General features: G+C 65.0%; 17 protein-coding genes and 1 tRNA gene. 14 read left to right on the forward strand and 4 right to left on the reverse strand.

Annotated features, from left to right (window positions below):
* Positions 1 to 5: 5 nt before the first annotated feature.
* From AC1DSC_RS01360 to AC1DSC_RS01420, 13 genes are all read left to right on the forward strand, one after another.
* On the forward strand, positions 6 to 590 hold the full coding sequence (locus AC1DSC_RS01360; RefSeq protein ID WP_012746660.1) for an A24 family peptidase: 585 nt from the start codon (positions 6 to 8) through the stop codon (positions 588 to 590).
* Between the two features lie 42 nt (positions 591 to 632).
* A complete protein-coding gene (gene cpaB / locus AC1DSC_RS01365) occupies positions 633 to 1,475 on the forward strand; it encodes a Flp pilus assembly protein CpaB (RefSeq protein WP_012746661.1) in 843 nt (280 codons plus the stop codon).
* A 22-nt stretch (positions 1,476 to 1,497) separates the two neighbouring features.
* The gene (locus AC1DSC_RS01370; RefSeq protein WP_062362594.1) at positions 1,498 to 3,012 is read left to right on the forward strand and encodes a type II and III secretion system protein family protein; all 1,515 of its coding nucleotides are present in this window, start codon (positions 1,498 to 1,500) and stop codon (positions 3,010 to 3,012) included.
* Positions 3,013 to 3,032: 20 nt separating this feature from the next.
* Positions 3,033 to 3,329 (forward strand): hypothetical protein, encoded by a 297-nt coding sequence (locus AC1DSC_RS01375; protein WP_062362591.1) that lies wholly within the window; start codon positions 3,033 to 3,035, stop codon positions 3,327 to 3,329.
* 123 nt (positions 3,330 to 3,452) lie between these two features.
* The gene (locus AC1DSC_RS01380; protein WP_062362588.1) at positions 3,453 to 3,668 is read left to right on the forward strand and encodes a Flp family type IVb pilin; all 216 of its coding nucleotides are present in this window, start codon (positions 3,453 to 3,455) and stop codon (positions 3,666 to 3,668) included.
* Positions 3,669 to 3,781: 113 nt separating this feature from the next.
* Positions 3,782 to 3,958 carry a Flp family type IVb pilin gene (locus AC1DSC_RS01385; protein WP_062362585.1) on the forward strand — a complete coding sequence of 59 codons (177 nt, stop codon included), beginning with the start codon at positions 3,782 to 3,784 and terminating at the stop codon, positions 3,956 to 3,958.
* A 46-nt stretch (positions 3,959 to 4,004) separates the two neighbouring features.
* Entirely contained in the window at positions 4,005 to 5,234 is a 1,230-nt protein-coding gene (locus AC1DSC_RS01390) for a pilus assembly protein TadG-related protein (RefSeq protein ID WP_062362583.1), read from the forward strand.
* A 10-nt stretch (positions 5,235 to 5,244) separates the two neighbouring features.
* Entirely contained in the window at positions 5,245 to 5,703 is a 459-nt protein-coding gene (locus AC1DSC_RS01395; RefSeq protein ID WP_062362580.1) for a TadE/TadG family type IV pilus assembly protein, read from the forward strand.
* Positions 5,700 to 6,149, forward strand: coding sequence for a TadE/TadG family type IV pilus assembly protein (locus AC1DSC_RS01400; RefSeq protein WP_062362577.1), 450 nt, complete (start codon positions 5,700 to 5,702; stop codon positions 6,147 to 6,149). Before AC1DSC_RS01395 ends, AC1DSC_RS01400 begins: the two co-directional genes overlap by 4 nt.
* 31 nt (positions 6,150 to 6,180) lie before the next feature.
* On the forward strand, positions 6,181 to 7,332 hold the full coding sequence (locus AC1DSC_RS01405; RefSeq protein WP_062362575.1) for a CpaE/TadZ family protein: 1,152 nt from the start codon (positions 6,181 to 6,183) through the stop codon (positions 7,330 to 7,332).
* A gap of 53 nt (positions 7,333 to 7,385) precedes the next feature.
* Positions 7,386 to 8,759, forward strand: a complete 1,374-nt coding sequence (locus tag AC1DSC_RS01410) for a TadA family conjugal transfer-associated ATPase (RefSeq protein ID WP_062362574.1) — start codon at positions 7,386 to 7,388, stop codon at positions 8,757 to 8,759.
* A gap of 9 nt (positions 8,760 to 8,768) precedes the next feature.
* Positions 8,769 to 9,761 carry a type II secretion system F family protein gene (locus AC1DSC_RS01415; protein WP_062362570.1) on the forward strand — a complete coding sequence of 331 codons (993 nt, stop codon included), beginning with the start codon at positions 8,769 to 8,771 and terminating at the stop codon, positions 9,759 to 9,761.
* Positions 9,762 to 9,773: 12 nt separating this feature from the next.
* Complete coding sequence (locus AC1DSC_RS01420) at positions 9,774 to 10,679, forward strand: type II secretion system F family protein (RefSeq protein ID WP_062362566.1); 906 nt, start codon at positions 9,774 to 9,776, stop codon at positions 10,677 to 10,679.
* Between the two features lie 19 nt (positions 10,680 to 10,698).
* Here the strand turns inward: AC1DSC_RS01420 and AC1DSC_RS01425 are convergent, their stop codons facing one another.
* The 3 genes from AC1DSC_RS01425 to AC1DSC_RS01435 form a co-directional block, all read right to left on the reverse strand.
* Positions 10,699 to 11,388, reverse strand: a complete 690-nt coding sequence (locus AC1DSC_RS01425; RefSeq protein WP_012746674.1) for a response regulator — start codon at positions 11,386 to 11,388, stop codon at positions 10,699 to 10,701.
* 18 nt (positions 11,389 to 11,406) lie between these two features.
* Positions 11,407 to 13,095: a sensor histidine kinase gene (locus AC1DSC_RS01430; protein WP_062362563.1), complete on the reverse strand. Its 1,689-nt coding sequence runs from the start codon at positions 13,093 to 13,095 to the stop codon at positions 11,407 to 11,409.
* A gap of 320 nt (positions 13,096 to 13,415) precedes the next feature.
* Positions 13,416 to 13,491 (reverse strand) — tRNA-Ala (locus AC1DSC_RS01435).
* 94 nt (positions 13,492 to 13,585) lie between these two features.
* Here AC1DSC_RS01435 and AC1DSC_RS01440 point away from each other — a divergent pair.
* A complete protein-coding gene (locus tag AC1DSC_RS01440; protein WP_062362561.1) occupies positions 13,586 to 14,452 on the forward strand; it encodes an alpha/beta hydrolase in 867 nt (288 codons plus the stop codon).
* Between the two features lie 11 nt (positions 14,453 to 14,463).
* Here AC1DSC_RS01440 and AC1DSC_RS01445 read toward each other — a convergent pair whose 3' ends face one another.
* A complete protein-coding gene (locus AC1DSC_RS01445) occupies positions 14,464 to 15,441 on the reverse strand; it encodes a GMP reductase (RefSeq protein ID WP_062362558.1) in 978 nt (325 codons plus the stop codon).
* Positions 15,442 to 15,554 lie beyond the last annotated feature (113 nt).

The following is a 15,554-nucleotide window of genomic DNA, read 5'->3' on the forward strand; positions in this document are numbered from 1 at the left end:
GCACCATGCAGGAATTCAACGCCGTCCTCGATCTGCTGGCCATGCTGGCCTCGGACTTCCGCATGGGCGGGCTCTTCGTGCTGCTGGTGATGGCCGCCGTGAGCGATGCGCGCTTCTACCGCATTCCCAACTGGCTGACCTTCGGCGGCATGGCCTTCGCGATCATCTACGGCGCCTTCGCGGCGCGCACGCCGATGACCGGCCTGCAGCACGCCCTGGGCGGCCTGGGCACCGGGTTCGCGATCATGCTGCCGTTCTACGTGCTGGGGATCATGGGTGCGGGCGACGTCAAGCTGATGGCAATGGTCGGCGCCTTCATCGGCCCCTACCAGACGCTGGAGGCCATTCTCTTCACCTGCATCGCGGGCGGCTTCGCGGCCGTGGCGGTGGCCATCCACCGGCGCCGGCTCGGCCACATGCTGGCCAACGTCAAGGATGCGGCGCAGGGCATCGTCGTCTCGGGCATTGCGGGCGTGCGACCGAACGGAACGATCGACACGCGGCAATCCATCGGAAAGCTGCCTTACGGCATCTGTATTTGCGTGGGGACGGTTGTACAGGTCCTGGCGCATCAGTTGGGCTTCGTCTAGCCCGTCCCTTCCTCCATCCATCCATCCACGGCGGAGATTCGCATGAAAAACATCAAGGCGCTCGGGCTGCTTCTGCTGGCCCTCCTGACCGGCCTGGCGGCCGCGGTCTACGCAGCGGGCTGGGTCTCCCGGCAGGGCGGAATCGCATCCAACAAGGTGGTGGTGGCCGCGGTCGACATCGAACTGGGCAGCCGGGTCAATCCGCAGATGCTGTCGCTGGTCGACTGGCCGAGCGGCTCGCTGCCGGCCGGCTCGTTCAAGGACGCCAAGTCGCTGGAGGACCGCGTGGTCAAGGTCGGCGTGCTGCGCGGCGAAGCCATCCTGGAAGGCAAGCTCGCGCCGGTCGGCACCCAGGGCGGGCTCTCGGCGGTCATTGCGAGCGGCAAGCGTGCCATGACCGTGCGGGTCAACGACGTGGTGGGCGTGGCGGGCTTCGCGCTGCCGGGCAACTACGTCGATGTGATGGTCAACGCGCAGCAGGACAAGAACCGCGGCGAAGAGGGCCGCCAGATCAGCAAGACTGTGCTCGAGAAGGTGCTGGTGCTGGCGGTGGCGCAGGAAGCCAACCGCGACGACACCAAGCCGAAGGTGGTCAGCGCCGTGACGCTGGAGCTTTCGCTCGAAGACTCCGAAAAGCTCGACCTGGCACGCAGCGTGGGAACCCTCTCGCTGGTGCTGCGCAACCAGATGGACAAGACCACGGTTGCCACCGCAGGCATCACCAAGGGCCAGCTGTTCGGCGAGAAGGACATCCTGCCGATCTCCACCACCGTGGCAGCGCGGCCGGCCCCCGCGCGCATGCCGCGCACCGCCCCCATGGCGCAGCGGCAATCCGAGTGCGTGGAAGTGATCCAGCACGCAGCCCGCACGCTCAACTGCTTCTGATCACCCCGCAGGAGGAACCCAAGTGCAACATCTCTCTTCTTCTTCTTATTCACCCGCCTGGCTGCTGGCGGCACTCATGGCGCTGGCGGCACCCGCGATGGCCGCGGACGCGGTCCCGGCGGCGGCTGCTGCCGTTGCCGCAACCCCGGCCGCAGCGCCGGCCGGGCCCGCCACCCGGCGCTGCACCGCGATCATCCCGGACGACCAGCCGACCTACGCCGTGCTCGGCAAGTCGGTGGTCATCCCGCTGAAGGCACGCGTTGCGCGCATCGTGGTCAGCGGCCAGCCGCCCAGCCGCGCGCCGGCCGCAGCACCCGCAGCCGCAGGGCAGCCGGCACCGGCCCCCGCCACGGCGGCGAACGCGGGCGACGGCATCGCTGATGTCGACGTCACGCTGCTGAGCCCGACCGACCTGTTCTTCCGCGGCCGCCAGGCGGGCTCGATGAACGTCGTGCTGCAAAGCGTCGACGGCACCTGCTACATCAAGGACGTGATCGTCACCATCGATCCGGGCGCGCTGCAGTCCAAGCTCGCCGAGCTGATGCCGGAAGAAAACCACATCCGCGTGCGCAGCGCCGAGAAATCGATCGTGCTCACCGGCGAGATCAGCGATGCGCTCAAGCTCGACGACGTGATGAGCCTGGCCATGGCCTACGGCGCCGACGGCAAGAAGGTGGTGAACCTGCTGCGCGTGACGGCGCCGCAGCAGGTGATGCTCGAAGTGAAGATCGCAGAGGTCAGCAAGACGCTGCTGGACCGGCTCGGTGCGCGCGTCGGCCTGAGCCGCACGGGTGGCGGCGGCCGCGACAGCTACTCGCTGATCTCCAGCTTCCTGAGCGGCGGCGGCGGCCTGCTCGAGGCGATCAGGATCGGGCGCACCTCGGTCGGCATCGACGGACAGAAGGACGACGGCCTGGTGCGCATCCTGGCAGAGCCCAACATCATGGCCATCAGCGGCCAGCAGGCAAGCTTCCTGTCGGGCGGAAAGATCTTCATCCCGGTGGCGCAGAGCGCCGCCGGCGGCGGGGGAACCAACATCACGCTGGAAGAGAAGGAGTTCGGCATCGGGGTCAAGTTCACCCCGACCGTGCTCAACGGCGGGCGCGTCAACCTCAAGATGGTCTCGGAGGTGTCGGACCTGTCGCAGACCGGCTCGCCCTTCACCACCGTGACCGGCGTGACCGCGGTGCTGCCTTCGCTCACGGTGCGCCGCGCCGACACCACCGTGCAGCTCAACGACGGCCAGAGCTTCGTCATCGCGGGGCTCATCAAGAGCAACGTCACCGAATCCATCAAGCGCTACCCCGGGTTGGGCGAAGTGCCGGTGATGGGGGCGCTGTTCCGCAGCACCGAGTTCCAGAACGACCAGACCGAACTGATGTTCGTGATCACGCCGCGCCTGGTGCGTCCGCTGGCCGAGTCGCCGCGCGTGCCGACCGACAACCACGTGGTTCCCAGCCGCGCCGAGGTCTACCTGAACGGCAGCCTCGAAAGCGCCACCCCGGCACCGGTTGCACCGGCCGCCCAACCCCAATGACACCCGCGAGGAGCACCACCATGTTCATCAAGTCGACCACTCTCGCGCTGACGCTGCTGCTGGCCACCGGCTGCTCCCACGTCACGCCCAACTACGACGCGCGCTTTGGCGATGCGGTGCGCGACGCGAAAAGGAAGATGACGATCAATCCCGATGCTGGGAAGGACGGGGACCCGGTCGTGGGCATGGACGGGCGTGCAGCGCGCGAGTCGATGGTGCAGTACCAGAAGTCCTACAAGGCGCCGCCGCCGGCAGTCAACGTCATCAACATCGGTGGCGGGATTGGTGGCGGAACTGGCGGTAGTGAGGGTCGTTAGGCGGCCCTCAACCGATTCTCGAATTCGAACAGAAAGGAGTTGCCTCACAAAGATAGCAGTCAATCAACCCAGAAACCAACGCAAGATTTTTTGTTTTCTTACTGCAATTTCAAAGGTGAAAAAATGAACCAACTTTTTGTCCGCGTCAGCAACTTCATGTCCTCGTTCGCCAAGAAAGAGGACGGCGCGCAAGTTATCGAGTACGCGCTCATCATCGCAGTTGTATCGATTGCCCTGGTCATCGCGCTGCAGGGTCTGACCACCGGAGGTTACTTCGCAACCTTCATTACACGCGTGGCTGCCTGCCTCTCGGGCAACATGGGCGTCTGCAATCCTTAAGTCCGGTAATCGCATTCGCATTTACTGGAACGACGGCGGTGGCGGGGCCGGCTTGCCCGTTGCCCGCCGCCCGTCGTCCATATAACGGTCCGGCACAAAGCGAGGTACTCATCATGTTCGAGTTTTTTCTATGGGATGAAAGCGGTGCCCAGGTGGTGGAGTACGCGCTGGTCGTTGCCGTGATCTCGATCCTGCTGATCGTCGTGTTGAGGCCATTGGTAACGGACACCGGCATTAGCGATCTTGTCGATCTTGTCCGCAACTGCCTCGGCGGCGCGGACTGCGGCTGAAGCGCGGGGCTTTTTCGAACCAAAACCACTGCACAGGAAGTCGATCATGAAAGTCCACACTTCCGGCCACCGCCAAAGCGGCGCGGTGATCATCACCGTCGCGCTGGTCCTGCTGTTCCTCCTCGGATTCATGGGCATTGCGCTGGACTTTGGCCGCCTCTTCATCGTGAAAACGGAGCTGCAGACCGCCCTGGACAGCTGTGCCCTGTCGGCCGCGCAGGAACTCGATGGCGCAAGCGATGCGTTAACGCGAGCCACCAGCGCAGGGAAGACCGCGGCCGATCTCAACAAAATCAACTTTCAAGGCGAGGCGACCGGCATCGCCCAGGCTGAGGTCGTGTTCAGCGACTCGCTGATCGGCACCTACAGCCATACCTTTACGCCCGTCGCGAATGCCCGGTATGTCAAGTGCCTGCACACGAGGTCGGGCATCGCGCCTTGGATCCTCCATGCACTAAGCGCTTTCAGTGGAAACAGCACGTATGGGGCATCGCAGAGCGTGGCTGCTGTCGCCGTTGCCACTAGAGCGCCGTCGCAAACCAATTGCCTTGTTCCCGTTGGCGTCTGCCAAAGATCCGCCACGCCCGGCTGGGGGTTTGCGCGGGGGGAATGGATCCAAGGCGTGACCAATAGCAACGACGATGTGGAATCCGGTCAGTTCCGCTGGGTGGATTTTTCCGGCAGCGGCGGCGGGGCACGCGAGATCAAGGATCTCCTGACGAGCAGCGGGCAATGCGGTCTTCCCGGCTTAGAGACGAACGTTGGCAAGGCGGGCAAGACCAATGGCGCGGTCGAGGCATGGAATACCCGCTTCGGTATCTATAAGGGCAGCCTCAGCGCTGCAACTGCGGTTCCCGATCAGACCGGGTACGCCTGGTATGCCGACAGCGCTGCCGCCGTGAAGCCAGGCAGGTATGACGATCCCGGCCCGAACGGATTTGCCGCCAAGCGCAACGCATCCGCGCCTTACGAAGGGGACAACAAGAATCCCGACACCAAGAACCTCAACACTCAGGGAAATTTCAGTTCCACCGATTACACGAAGGGCGCCAATCGACGCGTGGTCACGACCGCCGTGGTCGACTGCCCGTCGATCACGCTCAAGGGCTTTGCCTGCATGCTGATGCTGCATCCGCTGGAGAAGAACGCGAGCGGAAAGAATTCGAAGATGTGGCTCGAGTTCATCGGCGATGCGGAGTCAGCTGGCAGTCCCTGTGCCACCGCGGGCCTGGCCGGCGGCACGAGCGGGCCCAAAGTACCTACGCTCGTGCAGTAGGAGAGATGTCATGAAGAAGAAGCAGAACGGGGTGGCGCTGATCGAATTTGCCCTGATCCTTCCATTGCTGCTCATCCTGACGTTCATCACGACGGAATTCGGGCGAGCGCTGTACCAGTACAACACCATCGCGAAATCGCTGCGAGATGCCTCTCGTTATCTGTCCACACAAGATCCGTCGATCGTAACCACGGATCCCGCCAAGGTTACGGCCGCCAAGAACCTGGTGGTCTTTGGCAACCCGGCCGGCGGCGTCTCGCCTCTGGTCCTGGACCTCAAAATTTCTCACGTTCCCGATCCGACCTGGCAGTTCAAGGGCAGCGCCCCGGCCATCAATACCGTGACCATCAAGGTCACGGGATACAAGTTCCGCCCGCTCATCACCGGGGTTTTCGGGCTCACCTTCGGCGATGCGAACGGAGAGATCCCGTTCGGGGACATCAGCGCCACCATGCGAGGTCAATCATGAATCGAACAAGGCAGACCGGTGCGACCACGGTGGAGTTTGCGTTGGTCCTGATGCTCTTCCTGACCTTCCTGCTGGGCATCATGGATTTCGCGCGCATGTTGTGGACGTGGAATGCAGCTGCCGAAGCGACGCGCTGGGGCGCTCGCGCAGCGGTCGTGTGCGATCGAGGCGCCCCCATCGTGCTTTCCAACATGCAGAAGTTCCTGCCTCAATTGACGGCGGCCAACGTCAGCATCGACTGGTACGACGCGGCAGGCAACGTCAGCACGACGTGCACTGCCGCCAATTGCAGCGGCGTGAATGTCCGCATCCTCGATCTCGACTATCAGTGGATCTCGCCTATCGGGTTCGGAACGCATGCGCCGATCCCGATGCCGAGTTTTTCCACCTACCTGCCGCGCGAAATCATGGGACAGGACCCGAACAGCAGCGCCGTCTGCTCCTGACCGCACTTAACTAACCCTGAGTCACATCACCATGAAAATCTCCATCATCTCCCCCAATCCCGCCCACCTGCAGGACATGCGCAAGGTGCTGGAGGCCCGCTCCCACACGGTCTCCGTGTTCGAAGGAGGCAAGAGCCGCATGCAGTGGGTGGTCGAGCAATCGGCGCCCGAGCTGCTGCTGGTGGACGGCATGTGCTGCGACCCCCACGAGGTGGCCATGGTGGAGCAGCTCACGCTGCGCCATCCCGCGCTTGCGGTGGTGCTGCTGTGCGCGATGCAGACGCCCGAGTTCCTGATTCTTGCGATGCGTTCCGGCGTGCGCGAAGTGCTGCCTTCGCCGCCCGAGCCGGCAGCGCTGGAAGCGGCCGTGGAGCGCATTGCGCTCAAGATGGCCGGCACCCAGGCGCGCGAGGCGGGCCAGGTGGTCGCGTTCATGCCGTCCAAGGGCGGCAGCGGCGCCACCTTTCTTGCGACCAACATCGGGCACCAGCTTTCGATGCGCCGATCGGTGCTGCTGATCGACCTGAACCTGCAGTTCGGCGATGCGCTGTCTTACGTGAGCGACCTGCGGCCCACCTCCACGCTGGCCGACGTGGCGCGCGACATCGGCCGGCTCGATGCCTCGCTGCTGGCCGCAAGCACGGTAAAAGTGGCGCCGGGCTTCAGCATCCTTGCAGCCCCCGAAGATCTATCGCGCGCATTGGAGGTCAAGGCCGAGCACATCGATGCCATCCTGCAGGTGGCCGCGGCGCAGTATGACTTCGTGCTGTTCGACCTGGGCCTGCGCATCGATCCGCTCGCCATCCGCGTGCTGGACCGTGCGGACCGGATCTTTCCGGTGCTCCAGCCCAGCCTGCCGCACATCCGCAATGTGACGCGCCTCATGCAGGTGTTCAAGTCGCTCGGCTATGCGGCCGGCAAGGTCGAGCTGCTGGTCAACCGCAGCGCCGGCGGCACGGAGATCGGCCTGGCCGACATGCGCCGTTCGCTGGGCGGGGCCACGCTGGTCAGCGTGCCCGACGGCGGCAAGGACGTGGACGCCTCGATCAACCGTGGCGTGCCGCTGGCCGAGATGTCGCGTGGGAGCGCCCTCTGCAAGCGGCTCGTGGAAATCGCCCACACGCTCAGTCCGCGCCAGAAGGAAGCGCCAGGCTTGATCGGCCGGCTCTTCCGCCGGGCCTGACACCCCACTGCAACCCGACGCATCTTCTTCCTCCAACAGCAAGGCAGGTCCCCATGTCATTCAGAGAACAGCTCAATGCGATCGAAGCCGCACCGGTCGCGCGTGCGCCGGCACCGCCCCTGGCCGATGGGGTGCTGTCGTCCTTCGCCTCGGACTCCTACAAGCTCCTGAAGGAGCGAATGCACTTGAGACTGCTGGACAGGTTCGACCTGGCGGTGCTCGAAACCCTGAAGCCCGAGGTGCTGCGCCAGGAAATCTCCACCATGGTCACCCGGCTGCTGCAGGAGGAGCCCGAGGCGCTGAACGACATCGAGCGGCGCACGCTGATCCGCGACATCCAGCACGAGATGCTCGGCTTCGGCCCGATCGAGCTGCTGATGGCCGACCCCACGGTGTCGGACATCCTGGTCAACTCGCACGACCAGGTCTACGTGGAGCGCAGGGGCCGGCTGGAGCTCACGGACGTGAGCTTCACCGACGAGAAGCACCTGCTGCGCATCATCGACAAGATCGTCTCGCTGGTGGGGCGGCGCATCGATGAATCGAGCCCCATGGTCGATGCCCGGCTGCCGGACGGGTCGCGCGTCAATGCGGTGGTCGCGCCGGTGGCGCTGGACGGCCCGATGATGTCGATCCGCCGCTTCGCGAAGATCCCGCTGAAGATGGAGAACCTGGTGAACGACCTGAAGACGCTCACGCCGCAGATGGGGCTGATGCTCGAAGGGCTGGCCAGCGCGAAGATCAACATGCTGATCTCCGGCGGCACCGGCGCCGGCAAGACGACGCTGCTGAACATTCTCTCGGGCTTCATTCCCGCCACAGAACGCATCATCACCATCGAGGACGCGGCGGAGCTCCAGCTGCAGCAGCCGCACGTCGCCCGCATGGAAACCCGGCCGATGAACATCGAAGGCAAGGGCGAGATCACGCAGCGCGCGCTGGTGCGGAACGCGCTGCGCATGCGGCCCGACCGCATCGTGATTGGCGAGGTGCGCGGGGCCGAGGCGGTCGACATGCTCCAGGCCATGAACACCGGCCATGAAGGCTCGCTGACCACCATCCACGCCAACAGCCCGCGCGACGCGCTGGCACGGCTGGAGAACATGATCAGCATGGCCAACCTGAACCTGCCGCACCACTCGGTGCGCCAGCAGATCGCGTCGGCCATCACGGTCGTGATCCAGGTGCTGCGCATGGTCGACGGGCGGCGCAAGGTCACCAGCATCCAGGAGATCACCGGCATGGAAGGCGAGGTGGTCACGATGCAGGAGATCTTCGCATTCCGCCAGACCGGCATGGGCCCCGACGGCCGCGTGCGCGGCTACTTCCATGCCACGGGCGTGCGGCCGAAATTCGTCGAGCGCCTGCACTCCTTCGGCGTGGTGCTGCCCGACGCCATGTTCGATCCCGACAAGCACTACGAATAGGAGGCCCCCATGTTCCAGAACCTGGTTGGAGACACGCTCATCACGCTGTCGGTGCTGGTCTTCGTGACGGTGCTGATGGTGATCGAGGGGCTGTACATGCTGTGGCGCTCCTACAGGGGCCCTGGCGTGCAGAAGATCGGCAAACGGCTGCAGGCGCTGTCGGCGGCCACCGACCGCATCGCGCAGGCGCGGCTCGTGAAGGACCGCGTGCTCAGCGAGGCGCCATGGATGCAGCGCGTTCTCTTGAAGCTTCCGCGGGCCCACCGGCTGGACCGCTTCATTCTCCAGGCCGGGCTGGAGTGGACCGTGTCCCATGTGCTGCTGGCCTGTGCGCTGTCCGGCATGCTTGCTTTCTTTGCGATGGCATCGCTCGCGAACCAGCCCGCATGGATTGCCCTGCTGGTGGGCGCCGCCGGCGCGGCGGTGCCGCTGCTTTACCTGGATTACCAGCGCAGGCGCCGCCTGGCGCATCTCGAAAGGCAACTGCCGGACGCGCTGGACCTGGTGACGCGCGCCCTGCGCGCGGGCCATTCGTTCGCGAGCAGCGTGCAGATGATCGGCGAGGAAATGTCCGAGCCCATCGCGGGCGAGTTCCGCATGGTGGCCGACGAGGTCGGTTTCGGCGTCTCGCTGCAGCAGGCGCTCACGAATATGAGCGAGCGCGTGCCGCTCACCGACATGCGCTACTTCGTGGTGTCGGTGCTGATCCAGCGCGACTCCGGCGGCAACCTGACCGAGGTGCTGGGCAACCTGAGCCGACTCATCCGCGACCGCCTCAAGCTGCTGGCGCGGGTGCGGGTGCTGTCGGCGGAAGGGCGGCTGTCGGCCTGGATCCTCGGGCTGATGCCTTTTGCACTGGCGGCGCTGATGAACGCATTCAACCCGCAATTTATGTCGCCGTTGTGGACCGACCCGATCGGCATCACCGTCGTCAAGTACATGCTCGGCCTGATGGTGGTCGGCGTGCTGATCCTGCGCAAGATCGTGAAGATCCGTGTCTGAAGGAGAAATGCCATGCTGTTCCCCATTCTCGTTTTCGTGGCCGTCTCTCTCGCCATCGGCGGATTCGCGGTCTGGATGCTGCCCTCGCGCACCGCGCAGCGCTTGAGGGCGGTGGCGCCTGCGAGCAAATCGGCCTGGACCGAGACCGCTGTCAAGATCGTCGGGCCCTTCGCCCAGCTGTCTTCGCCCACCGGCGAAGGCGAGACCTCGCCGCTGCGCTTGAAATTCCTGAGCGCAGGCATCCGCCACCCGGACGCGAGCCTCTTCTATTTCGGCTTGAAGACGCTGCTGCCGCTCGGTCTCGCCGGCCTGGCTTTTGTGGCGATGCGCGCGGCAGGGGCGGACAATGGGCTCACCACCCTGTTGTGGCTGGCAATGGCTGCGCTGCTCGGCTGCTATCTGCCCAACATCGTGCTGCGCACGATGATCAGGAGCCGCCAGCGCGAGATCTTCGAGAACTTTCCCGATGCGGCCGACCTGATGCTGGTCTGCGTCGAGGCGGGCCTCGGGCTCGATGCCGCGCTGGTCAAGGTCACCGAGGAGATCCGCGTCAAGAGCGAGGCCCTGGCGCAAGAGCTGCACTGGACCAACCTCGAGATGCGCGCCGGCGGCACGCGCGAGAAGTCGCTGCGCAATCTTGCGCTTCGCACCGGCGTGGAGGAAATCGGAACCTTTGCCACCATGCTGACCCAGGCCGACCGCTTCGGCACCAGCATCGGCGAGTCGCTGCGCGTGTTCTCGGAAGACCTGCGCCACAAGCGCCAGGTTCGCGCGGAAGAGCTGGCCGCCAAGGTGCCGACCAAGATGCTGCTGCCATTGGTTCTGTGCATCTTTCCATGCATCTCGATGGTCATCCTTACGCCGGCGATCATCCGCATGGTCCGCATCATCGCGCCGATGCTCGTCGGCGGGCATTGAGCCCGGCGCCCGCGCCCCCTCAATGGGGCGCGGCGTCGAGCTGGTGCTTGATGGCGTAGATGTAGAGCTCGAGCCGATTGGCCACGTCGAGCTTCTGGTAGATCGACGTGAGGTGATTGCGGAAGGTGTGCTCGGTCACGAACAGCCGCGAGGCGAGCGTCTTGTTCGCGGCGCCGCTGCCTTCCACCACCGCGCGGATGATCTGCCGCTCCTTCTGCGTGAGGCTCGCGATCCGGGCCGCTTCGGGGTCCGCCTTCACCGGCTTCTTCGGCGCGGTCAGCTCGGAAAATACGCGGCCCATGGCCTGCGCGTCGATGCACAGCTCGCCGTTGTGCACGCGTGCGATCGCATCGATCACCTCTTCGGCCGAAGCATCCTTGCACAGCACACCCCTGGCGCCGCGCAGCACCGCAAGGTCCAGCGTCTGCTGCTTGCGCTCGGCCGTGAGGATGAGCGCGCGCGAGACGTCGTTCGACAGCAGCTTGGGAAGGATGTCGAGGGAGCATCGGCCCCCCAGGTCCAGGTCGAGCAGGATCACGTCGGGCACCAGGTGCTCGGTCCGCTCCAGCGCCTGCTCGAAGCAGTTGGCCGTGGCAACGACCTTCATGCGCGGCTGCTCGCCGTCGATCAGCTTCGACAGGCCCCACAGCATGGTCTGGTGGTCGTCCACGAGCATGACGCCGATGGGGGGTGTTGTTGTGGCTTGCATCTTGACACCTTCGCCTTCCTAGATGGGTATTTCGATCAGTACGGCCGTGGCGCCGCCCGCGCCCTGGCCGACCTGCGCATGCCCGCCGAGGGCGGCTGCGCGTTCGCTGATGGAACGTGGGCGGAAGTTCGAGAAGTCCATGCCGCAGGACTCGTTTTCGATCCTGATCTGCAGCTTGCCGTCCCCGCAGCCGATGCGGATGCAGCCGCGGTGCGCATGGGTGTGCTTGCAGATGTTGTTCAGTCCTTCGCGCACCAGCTGCAGCACTTCGGCCGTCATCCGGTCGTCCAGGTGGACATCGCCATCGACCAGGATCTCCATGTCGATGCCGTAGAGCGTCTTGATGCGCGCGGCCTGGCGGTGCAGGTGCGGAAGAATGAACTCGCAGTGGCTTTCGCCGCCATGCTTGACGATGCCTGCATAGTGGCGCAGGTCGGCCACCACGCCATCGGCCATGCTGGCGAGCTTGTCCAGGTCTTCGACCAGCGGGTTGTCGGCGCCCGCCTTCTTGCGCAGCGCACTCAGCCCCAGCTTCAGGCCGATGTAGGGCTGGATCGCGGTGTCGTGCAGGTCCAGCGAGATCTTCAGGCGCTCCTTCGAGGCCGCCTCCGAGGCCATCCGGTCGAGCACCCCGATCGTCTCGATCACGGGAAAGACCTGGTTCATCATGTGCGAGAGGAACAGCGCATCCGATTTGCGGAAATGCCCGTCGCCGGACGAGACGTAGATGCGTCCTTCTCCCTGGCGCATCGGCAGCGGTGCGCTGATGAAGGAGCGCGCCTCCAGCATGGCGGCAACCGCGGCGCTGCGCCGCAGGCCCGGCTCGTCCTGCGGGTACCAGCGGCGCAGGCGCAGGTCGAAGGCATGCCCCTGCACGCACAGCCGGCTCAGCGGCCAGGGCAGGCGGTTGCGCAGCACGATGTGGCCGGGGTTCAGCGTCATCAGCGGCAATTCGAAAGCTTGGTCGATAGTCTCGACGTCGACCGCCTCGCCCGCGTGGCTTTGCCTGAGCGTGCGCATGACCCAGCTGCCGGTGGCCGTGTCGCGCGTCAGGAGCACGCAGTGGCTTGCCTTGTAGAAGGCCAGCGTCTTCTCCATGGTGCTGGCGATCGTGCGGGCCACGCCGAACCGGGGGTTCGACAGCCGGCTCACCTGGCTCAGCAGGGAAAGGCGCCGCCGCAGCTCGACCTTCGATCCGCCCCAGTGCCCGATCATGTGGCCCAGTGCCAGCAGGAAGGTCGTGCGCATCAGCAGCTGCGGCGTGTCGCCCGCGAGGCTCGCTCCCAGGCCGCAGACGGCAAACGAGGCGACCGAGGCCATGGTGACCCGGGCGCCTTCCTCGTATCCCCACCGGAAGGACGACGTGAGGATGGCGAAGAAGTAGAAAAGAAAATAAAGGCTGCCCGTGCCGCCGCTCGCGAAGACGATCTGCGTGAACCACAGCACGTCGAACCAGTGGATGGCCTTGCCCTGGAAATAGGGCTGGCCCTTGCGCGTGCAGATATACACGCCCAGGCTGTAGATCGCGTAGCAGGAGAAGGTGAGCCAGACGGCGCCGCCTATGCGCAGCTGCGGGTCGCGAAGGTCAACTGCGACCGCCAGCAGCGCCGACACCGACAGCACCAGCCGCATCCGCGCCACCATGAGCGCATCGGCACTGAGGCTGGAGTCGGTCCCGGAATCCGGGTCGATGGAGTGGGCTTGCATGGCGCGGTTTCGAGTGCATAGAACGGCTCATGCCTCGCCAGCCATCCACGACAGGGCACCGATGCCCCTGGGACGGAAGCTCTGGGAGGTAACACCTTGGTTCACTTTTGCGCCAAAATTAATAACTGCGAGGATTTCACATTACTACTTTTGTAGTCGAAAGCAATACTTTTTGTTTAACCCCGACCGCAATGTGTACTTTTGTTACTTAATGATGCAAATTGCGGCTGCCAGCCAGCAGATGTATCGGCGCTCGGAGGAGTGCCCGGTGGCCAGGCAAAGAAAAAGGGCTCGGAAAAATCCGAGCCCTTCTGATGGGATGGTGGAGAGGATGAGGATCGAACTCACGACCTCCGCATTGCGAACGCGGCGCTCTCCCAGCTGAGCTACCCCCCCAACGCAAACCGGATTTTAACCAGAACAGGCCCGGCAGCGCATGGCCCGCATGCCAAGATGCGCCCTTCGAAAAAAGAAGGAAAGCACCACCTGCATGGCCTCGTACGAACCCGCCTGGCTGGAAGGCATGTACAACAATCTTGCGCGCGTGAAGGATCACCCGGCGTACTTCGCCCGCTGGGGGCGCGACTCGCAAGCCGTGCGCGAAGCCCTGGCCGGCCGCATCGACGTGCCCTATGGCCCGGGCGTGAACGAGACGCTCGACATCTTTCCCGCACCCGTGCCCGGCGCGCCGGTGCTGGTGTTCATTCACGGCGGCTACTGGCGCGCGATGGACAAGCGGGACCATTCGTTCATTGCGCCCGCATTCAACGACCGCGGCGTGTGCGTGGTGATGCCCAACTACGCGCTGTGCCCCGGAACGGCGGAGGAACCCGTCACCGTGCCGGGCATCCTCATGCAGATGGTGCGCGCGCTCGAGTGGACCTGGCGCCATGCCGCGAGCTTTGGCGCCGACCCCTCGCGCATCACCGTGGCCGGGCACTCGGCCGGCGGCCACATGGCGGCCGCGCTGCTGGCCTGCGACTGGAAGGCGGTCGCGCCCGACCTGCCGGCGCAACTGGTGCGCAATGCGCTGTCGATCTCGGGCCTGCACGACCTTCGGCCGCTGCAGCGCACGCCGTTCCTCGAAAACGTCCTGAAGCTCGGCGATGCGGATGCGCGACGCGCCAGCCCCGCGCTCTGGACGGCCCCCGCGCGCGGCCAGCTGCATGCGCTGGTGGGGGCCGAGGAGAGCGAAGAGTTCATTCGCCAGAATGCGTTGATTCGCCAGGCGTGGGGCCGCAACGCCGTGCCCGTGTGCGAATCGCTTGCCGGGCTGAACCACTTCAGCATCGTCGACGCGCTAGCGGATCCGGCCCACAGGCTGCATCGCGATGCGGTGCAGCTGCTGGAGGCCTGACCCGGCCGTGCCTACATCAGCAGGTGCTCGCCCGCGTTGTCGCCGCCGAGCGTGACGTAGTTGACCTTGCGGATGTCCATCAGCGCGCGGCCGCCCGCGTAGCTGATGGAGCTTTGCACGTCCTGCTCCATCTCGATCAGCGTGTCGGCCAGCTTGCCCTTGATGGGCTCGAGGATGCGCTTGCCCTCGACGTGCTTGTATTCGCCCTTGTTGAAGTCGCTGGCGGAGCCGTAGTACTCCTTGAAGAGCGTGCCGTCGACCTCGACGGTGCGGCCCGGCGATTCCTCGTGCCCCGCAAAGAGCGAGCCGATCATCACCATCGAGGCGCCGAAGCGCACGCTCTTGGCAATGTCGCCATGGTCGCGAATGCCGCCGTCCGCGATGATCGGCTTGGTTGCCACGCGCGCGCACCACTTGAGCGCGCTGAGCTGCCAGCCGCCGGTGCCGAAGCCGGTCTTGAGCTTGGTGATGCAGACCTTGCCCGGGCCGATGCCGACCTTGGTGGCGTCGGCGCCCCAGTTTTCGAGGTCGATCACCGCTTCGGGCGTGCCGATGTTGCCGGCAATCACGAAGGAGCCCGGCAGCTTCTGCTTGAGGTAGCCGATCATGTTCTTCACGCTGTCGGCATGGCCGTGCGCGATGTCGATCGTGATGTATTCGGGCACCAGGCCCTCGGCCACCAGCTGGTCGACGGTGTCGTAGTCGGGCTTCTTCACGCCCAGCGAGATCGAGGCGAACACGCCCTTGGCGTGCATCTGCTTGACGAACTTCACGTTGTCCAGGTCGAAGCGGTGCATCACGTAGAAGTAGCCGTTCTGCGCGAGCCACAGGCAGATCGGCTCGTCCACCACCGTCTTCATGTTGGCCGGCACCACCGGCAGGCGGAAGCTGCGCGCGCCGAGCGTCACGCTGGCGTCGCACTCCGAGCGGCTTTCCACGCGGCACTTGCGCGGAAGCAAAAGGATGTTGTCGTAATCGAAGATCTGCATGAGAAACCAAGCTTCCTGTGAAAGGTGCGCCGCCGAACGATTTCGGAGCGGCGTGGGCGCTTGGTCCCGGCCCGGTCATTGGCGCCATGCAGGCACAAAAAAACCGGGCGACA

The sequence above is a fragment of the Variovorax sp. 01N425 genome (genome assembly GCF_056399465.1).

Bases quoted from the DNA above. Each gene is read 5' to 3' on its own strand.
- AC1DSC_RS01360 (WP_012746660.1), top strand. From the start codon at position 6: ATGCAGGAATTCAACGCCGTCCTCGATCTGCTGGCCATGCTGGCCTCG.
- cpaB (WP_012746661.1), top strand. From the start codon at position 633: ATGAAAAACATCAAGGCGCTCGGGCTGCTTCTGCTGGCCCTCCTGACC.
- AC1DSC_RS01375 (WP_062362591.1), top strand. From the start codon at position 3,033: ATGTTCATCAAGTCGACCACTCTCGCGCTGACGCTGCTGCTGGCCACC.
- AC1DSC_RS01380 (WP_062362588.1), top strand. From the start codon at position 3,453: ATGAACCAACTTTTTGTCCGCGTCAGCAACTTCATGTCCTCGTTCGCC.
- AC1DSC_RS01385 (WP_062362585.1), top strand. From the start codon at position 3,782: ATGTTCGAGTTTTTTCTATGGGATGAAAGCGGTGCCCAGGTGGTGGAG.
- AC1DSC_RS01390 (WP_062362583.1), top strand. From the start codon at position 4,005: ATGAAAGTCCACACTTCCGGCCACCGCCAAAGCGGCGCGGTGATCATC.
- AC1DSC_RS01395 (WP_062362580.1), top strand. From the start codon at position 5,245: ATGAAGAAGAAGCAGAACGGGGTGGCGCTGATCGAATTTGCCCTGATC.
- AC1DSC_RS01400 (WP_062362577.1), top strand. From the start codon at position 5,700: ATGAATCGAACAAGGCAGACCGGTGCGACCACGGTGGAGTTTGCGTTG.
- AC1DSC_RS01405 (WP_062362575.1), top strand. From the start codon at position 6,181: ATGAAAATCTCCATCATCTCCCCCAATCCCGCCCACCTGCAGGACATG.
- AC1DSC_RS01410 (WP_062362574.1), top strand. From the start codon at position 7,386: ATGTCATTCAGAGAACAGCTCAATGCGATCGAAGCCGCACCGGTCGCG.
- AC1DSC_RS01415 (WP_062362570.1), top strand. From the start codon at position 8,769: ATGTTCCAGAACCTGGTTGGAGACACGCTCATCACGCTGTCGGTGCTG.
- AC1DSC_RS01420 (WP_062362566.1), top strand. From the start codon at position 9,774: ATGCTGTTCCCCATTCTCGTTTTCGTGGCCGTCTCTCTCGCCATCGGC.
- AC1DSC_RS01425 (WP_012746674.1), bottom strand. From the start codon at position 11,388: ATGCAAGCCACAACAACACCCCCCATCGGCGTCATGCTCGTGGACGAC.
- AC1DSC_RS01430 (WP_062362563.1), bottom strand. From the start codon at position 13,095: ATGCAAGCCCACTCCATCGACCCGGATTCCGGGACCGACTCCAGCCTC.
- AC1DSC_RS01440 (WP_062362561.1), top strand. From the start codon at position 13,586: ATGGCCTCGTACGAACCCGCCTGGCTGGAAGGCATGTACAACAATCTT.
- AC1DSC_RS01445 (WP_062362558.1), bottom strand. From the start codon at position 15,441: ATGCAGATCTTCGATTACGACAACATCCTTTTGCTTCCGCGCAAGTGC.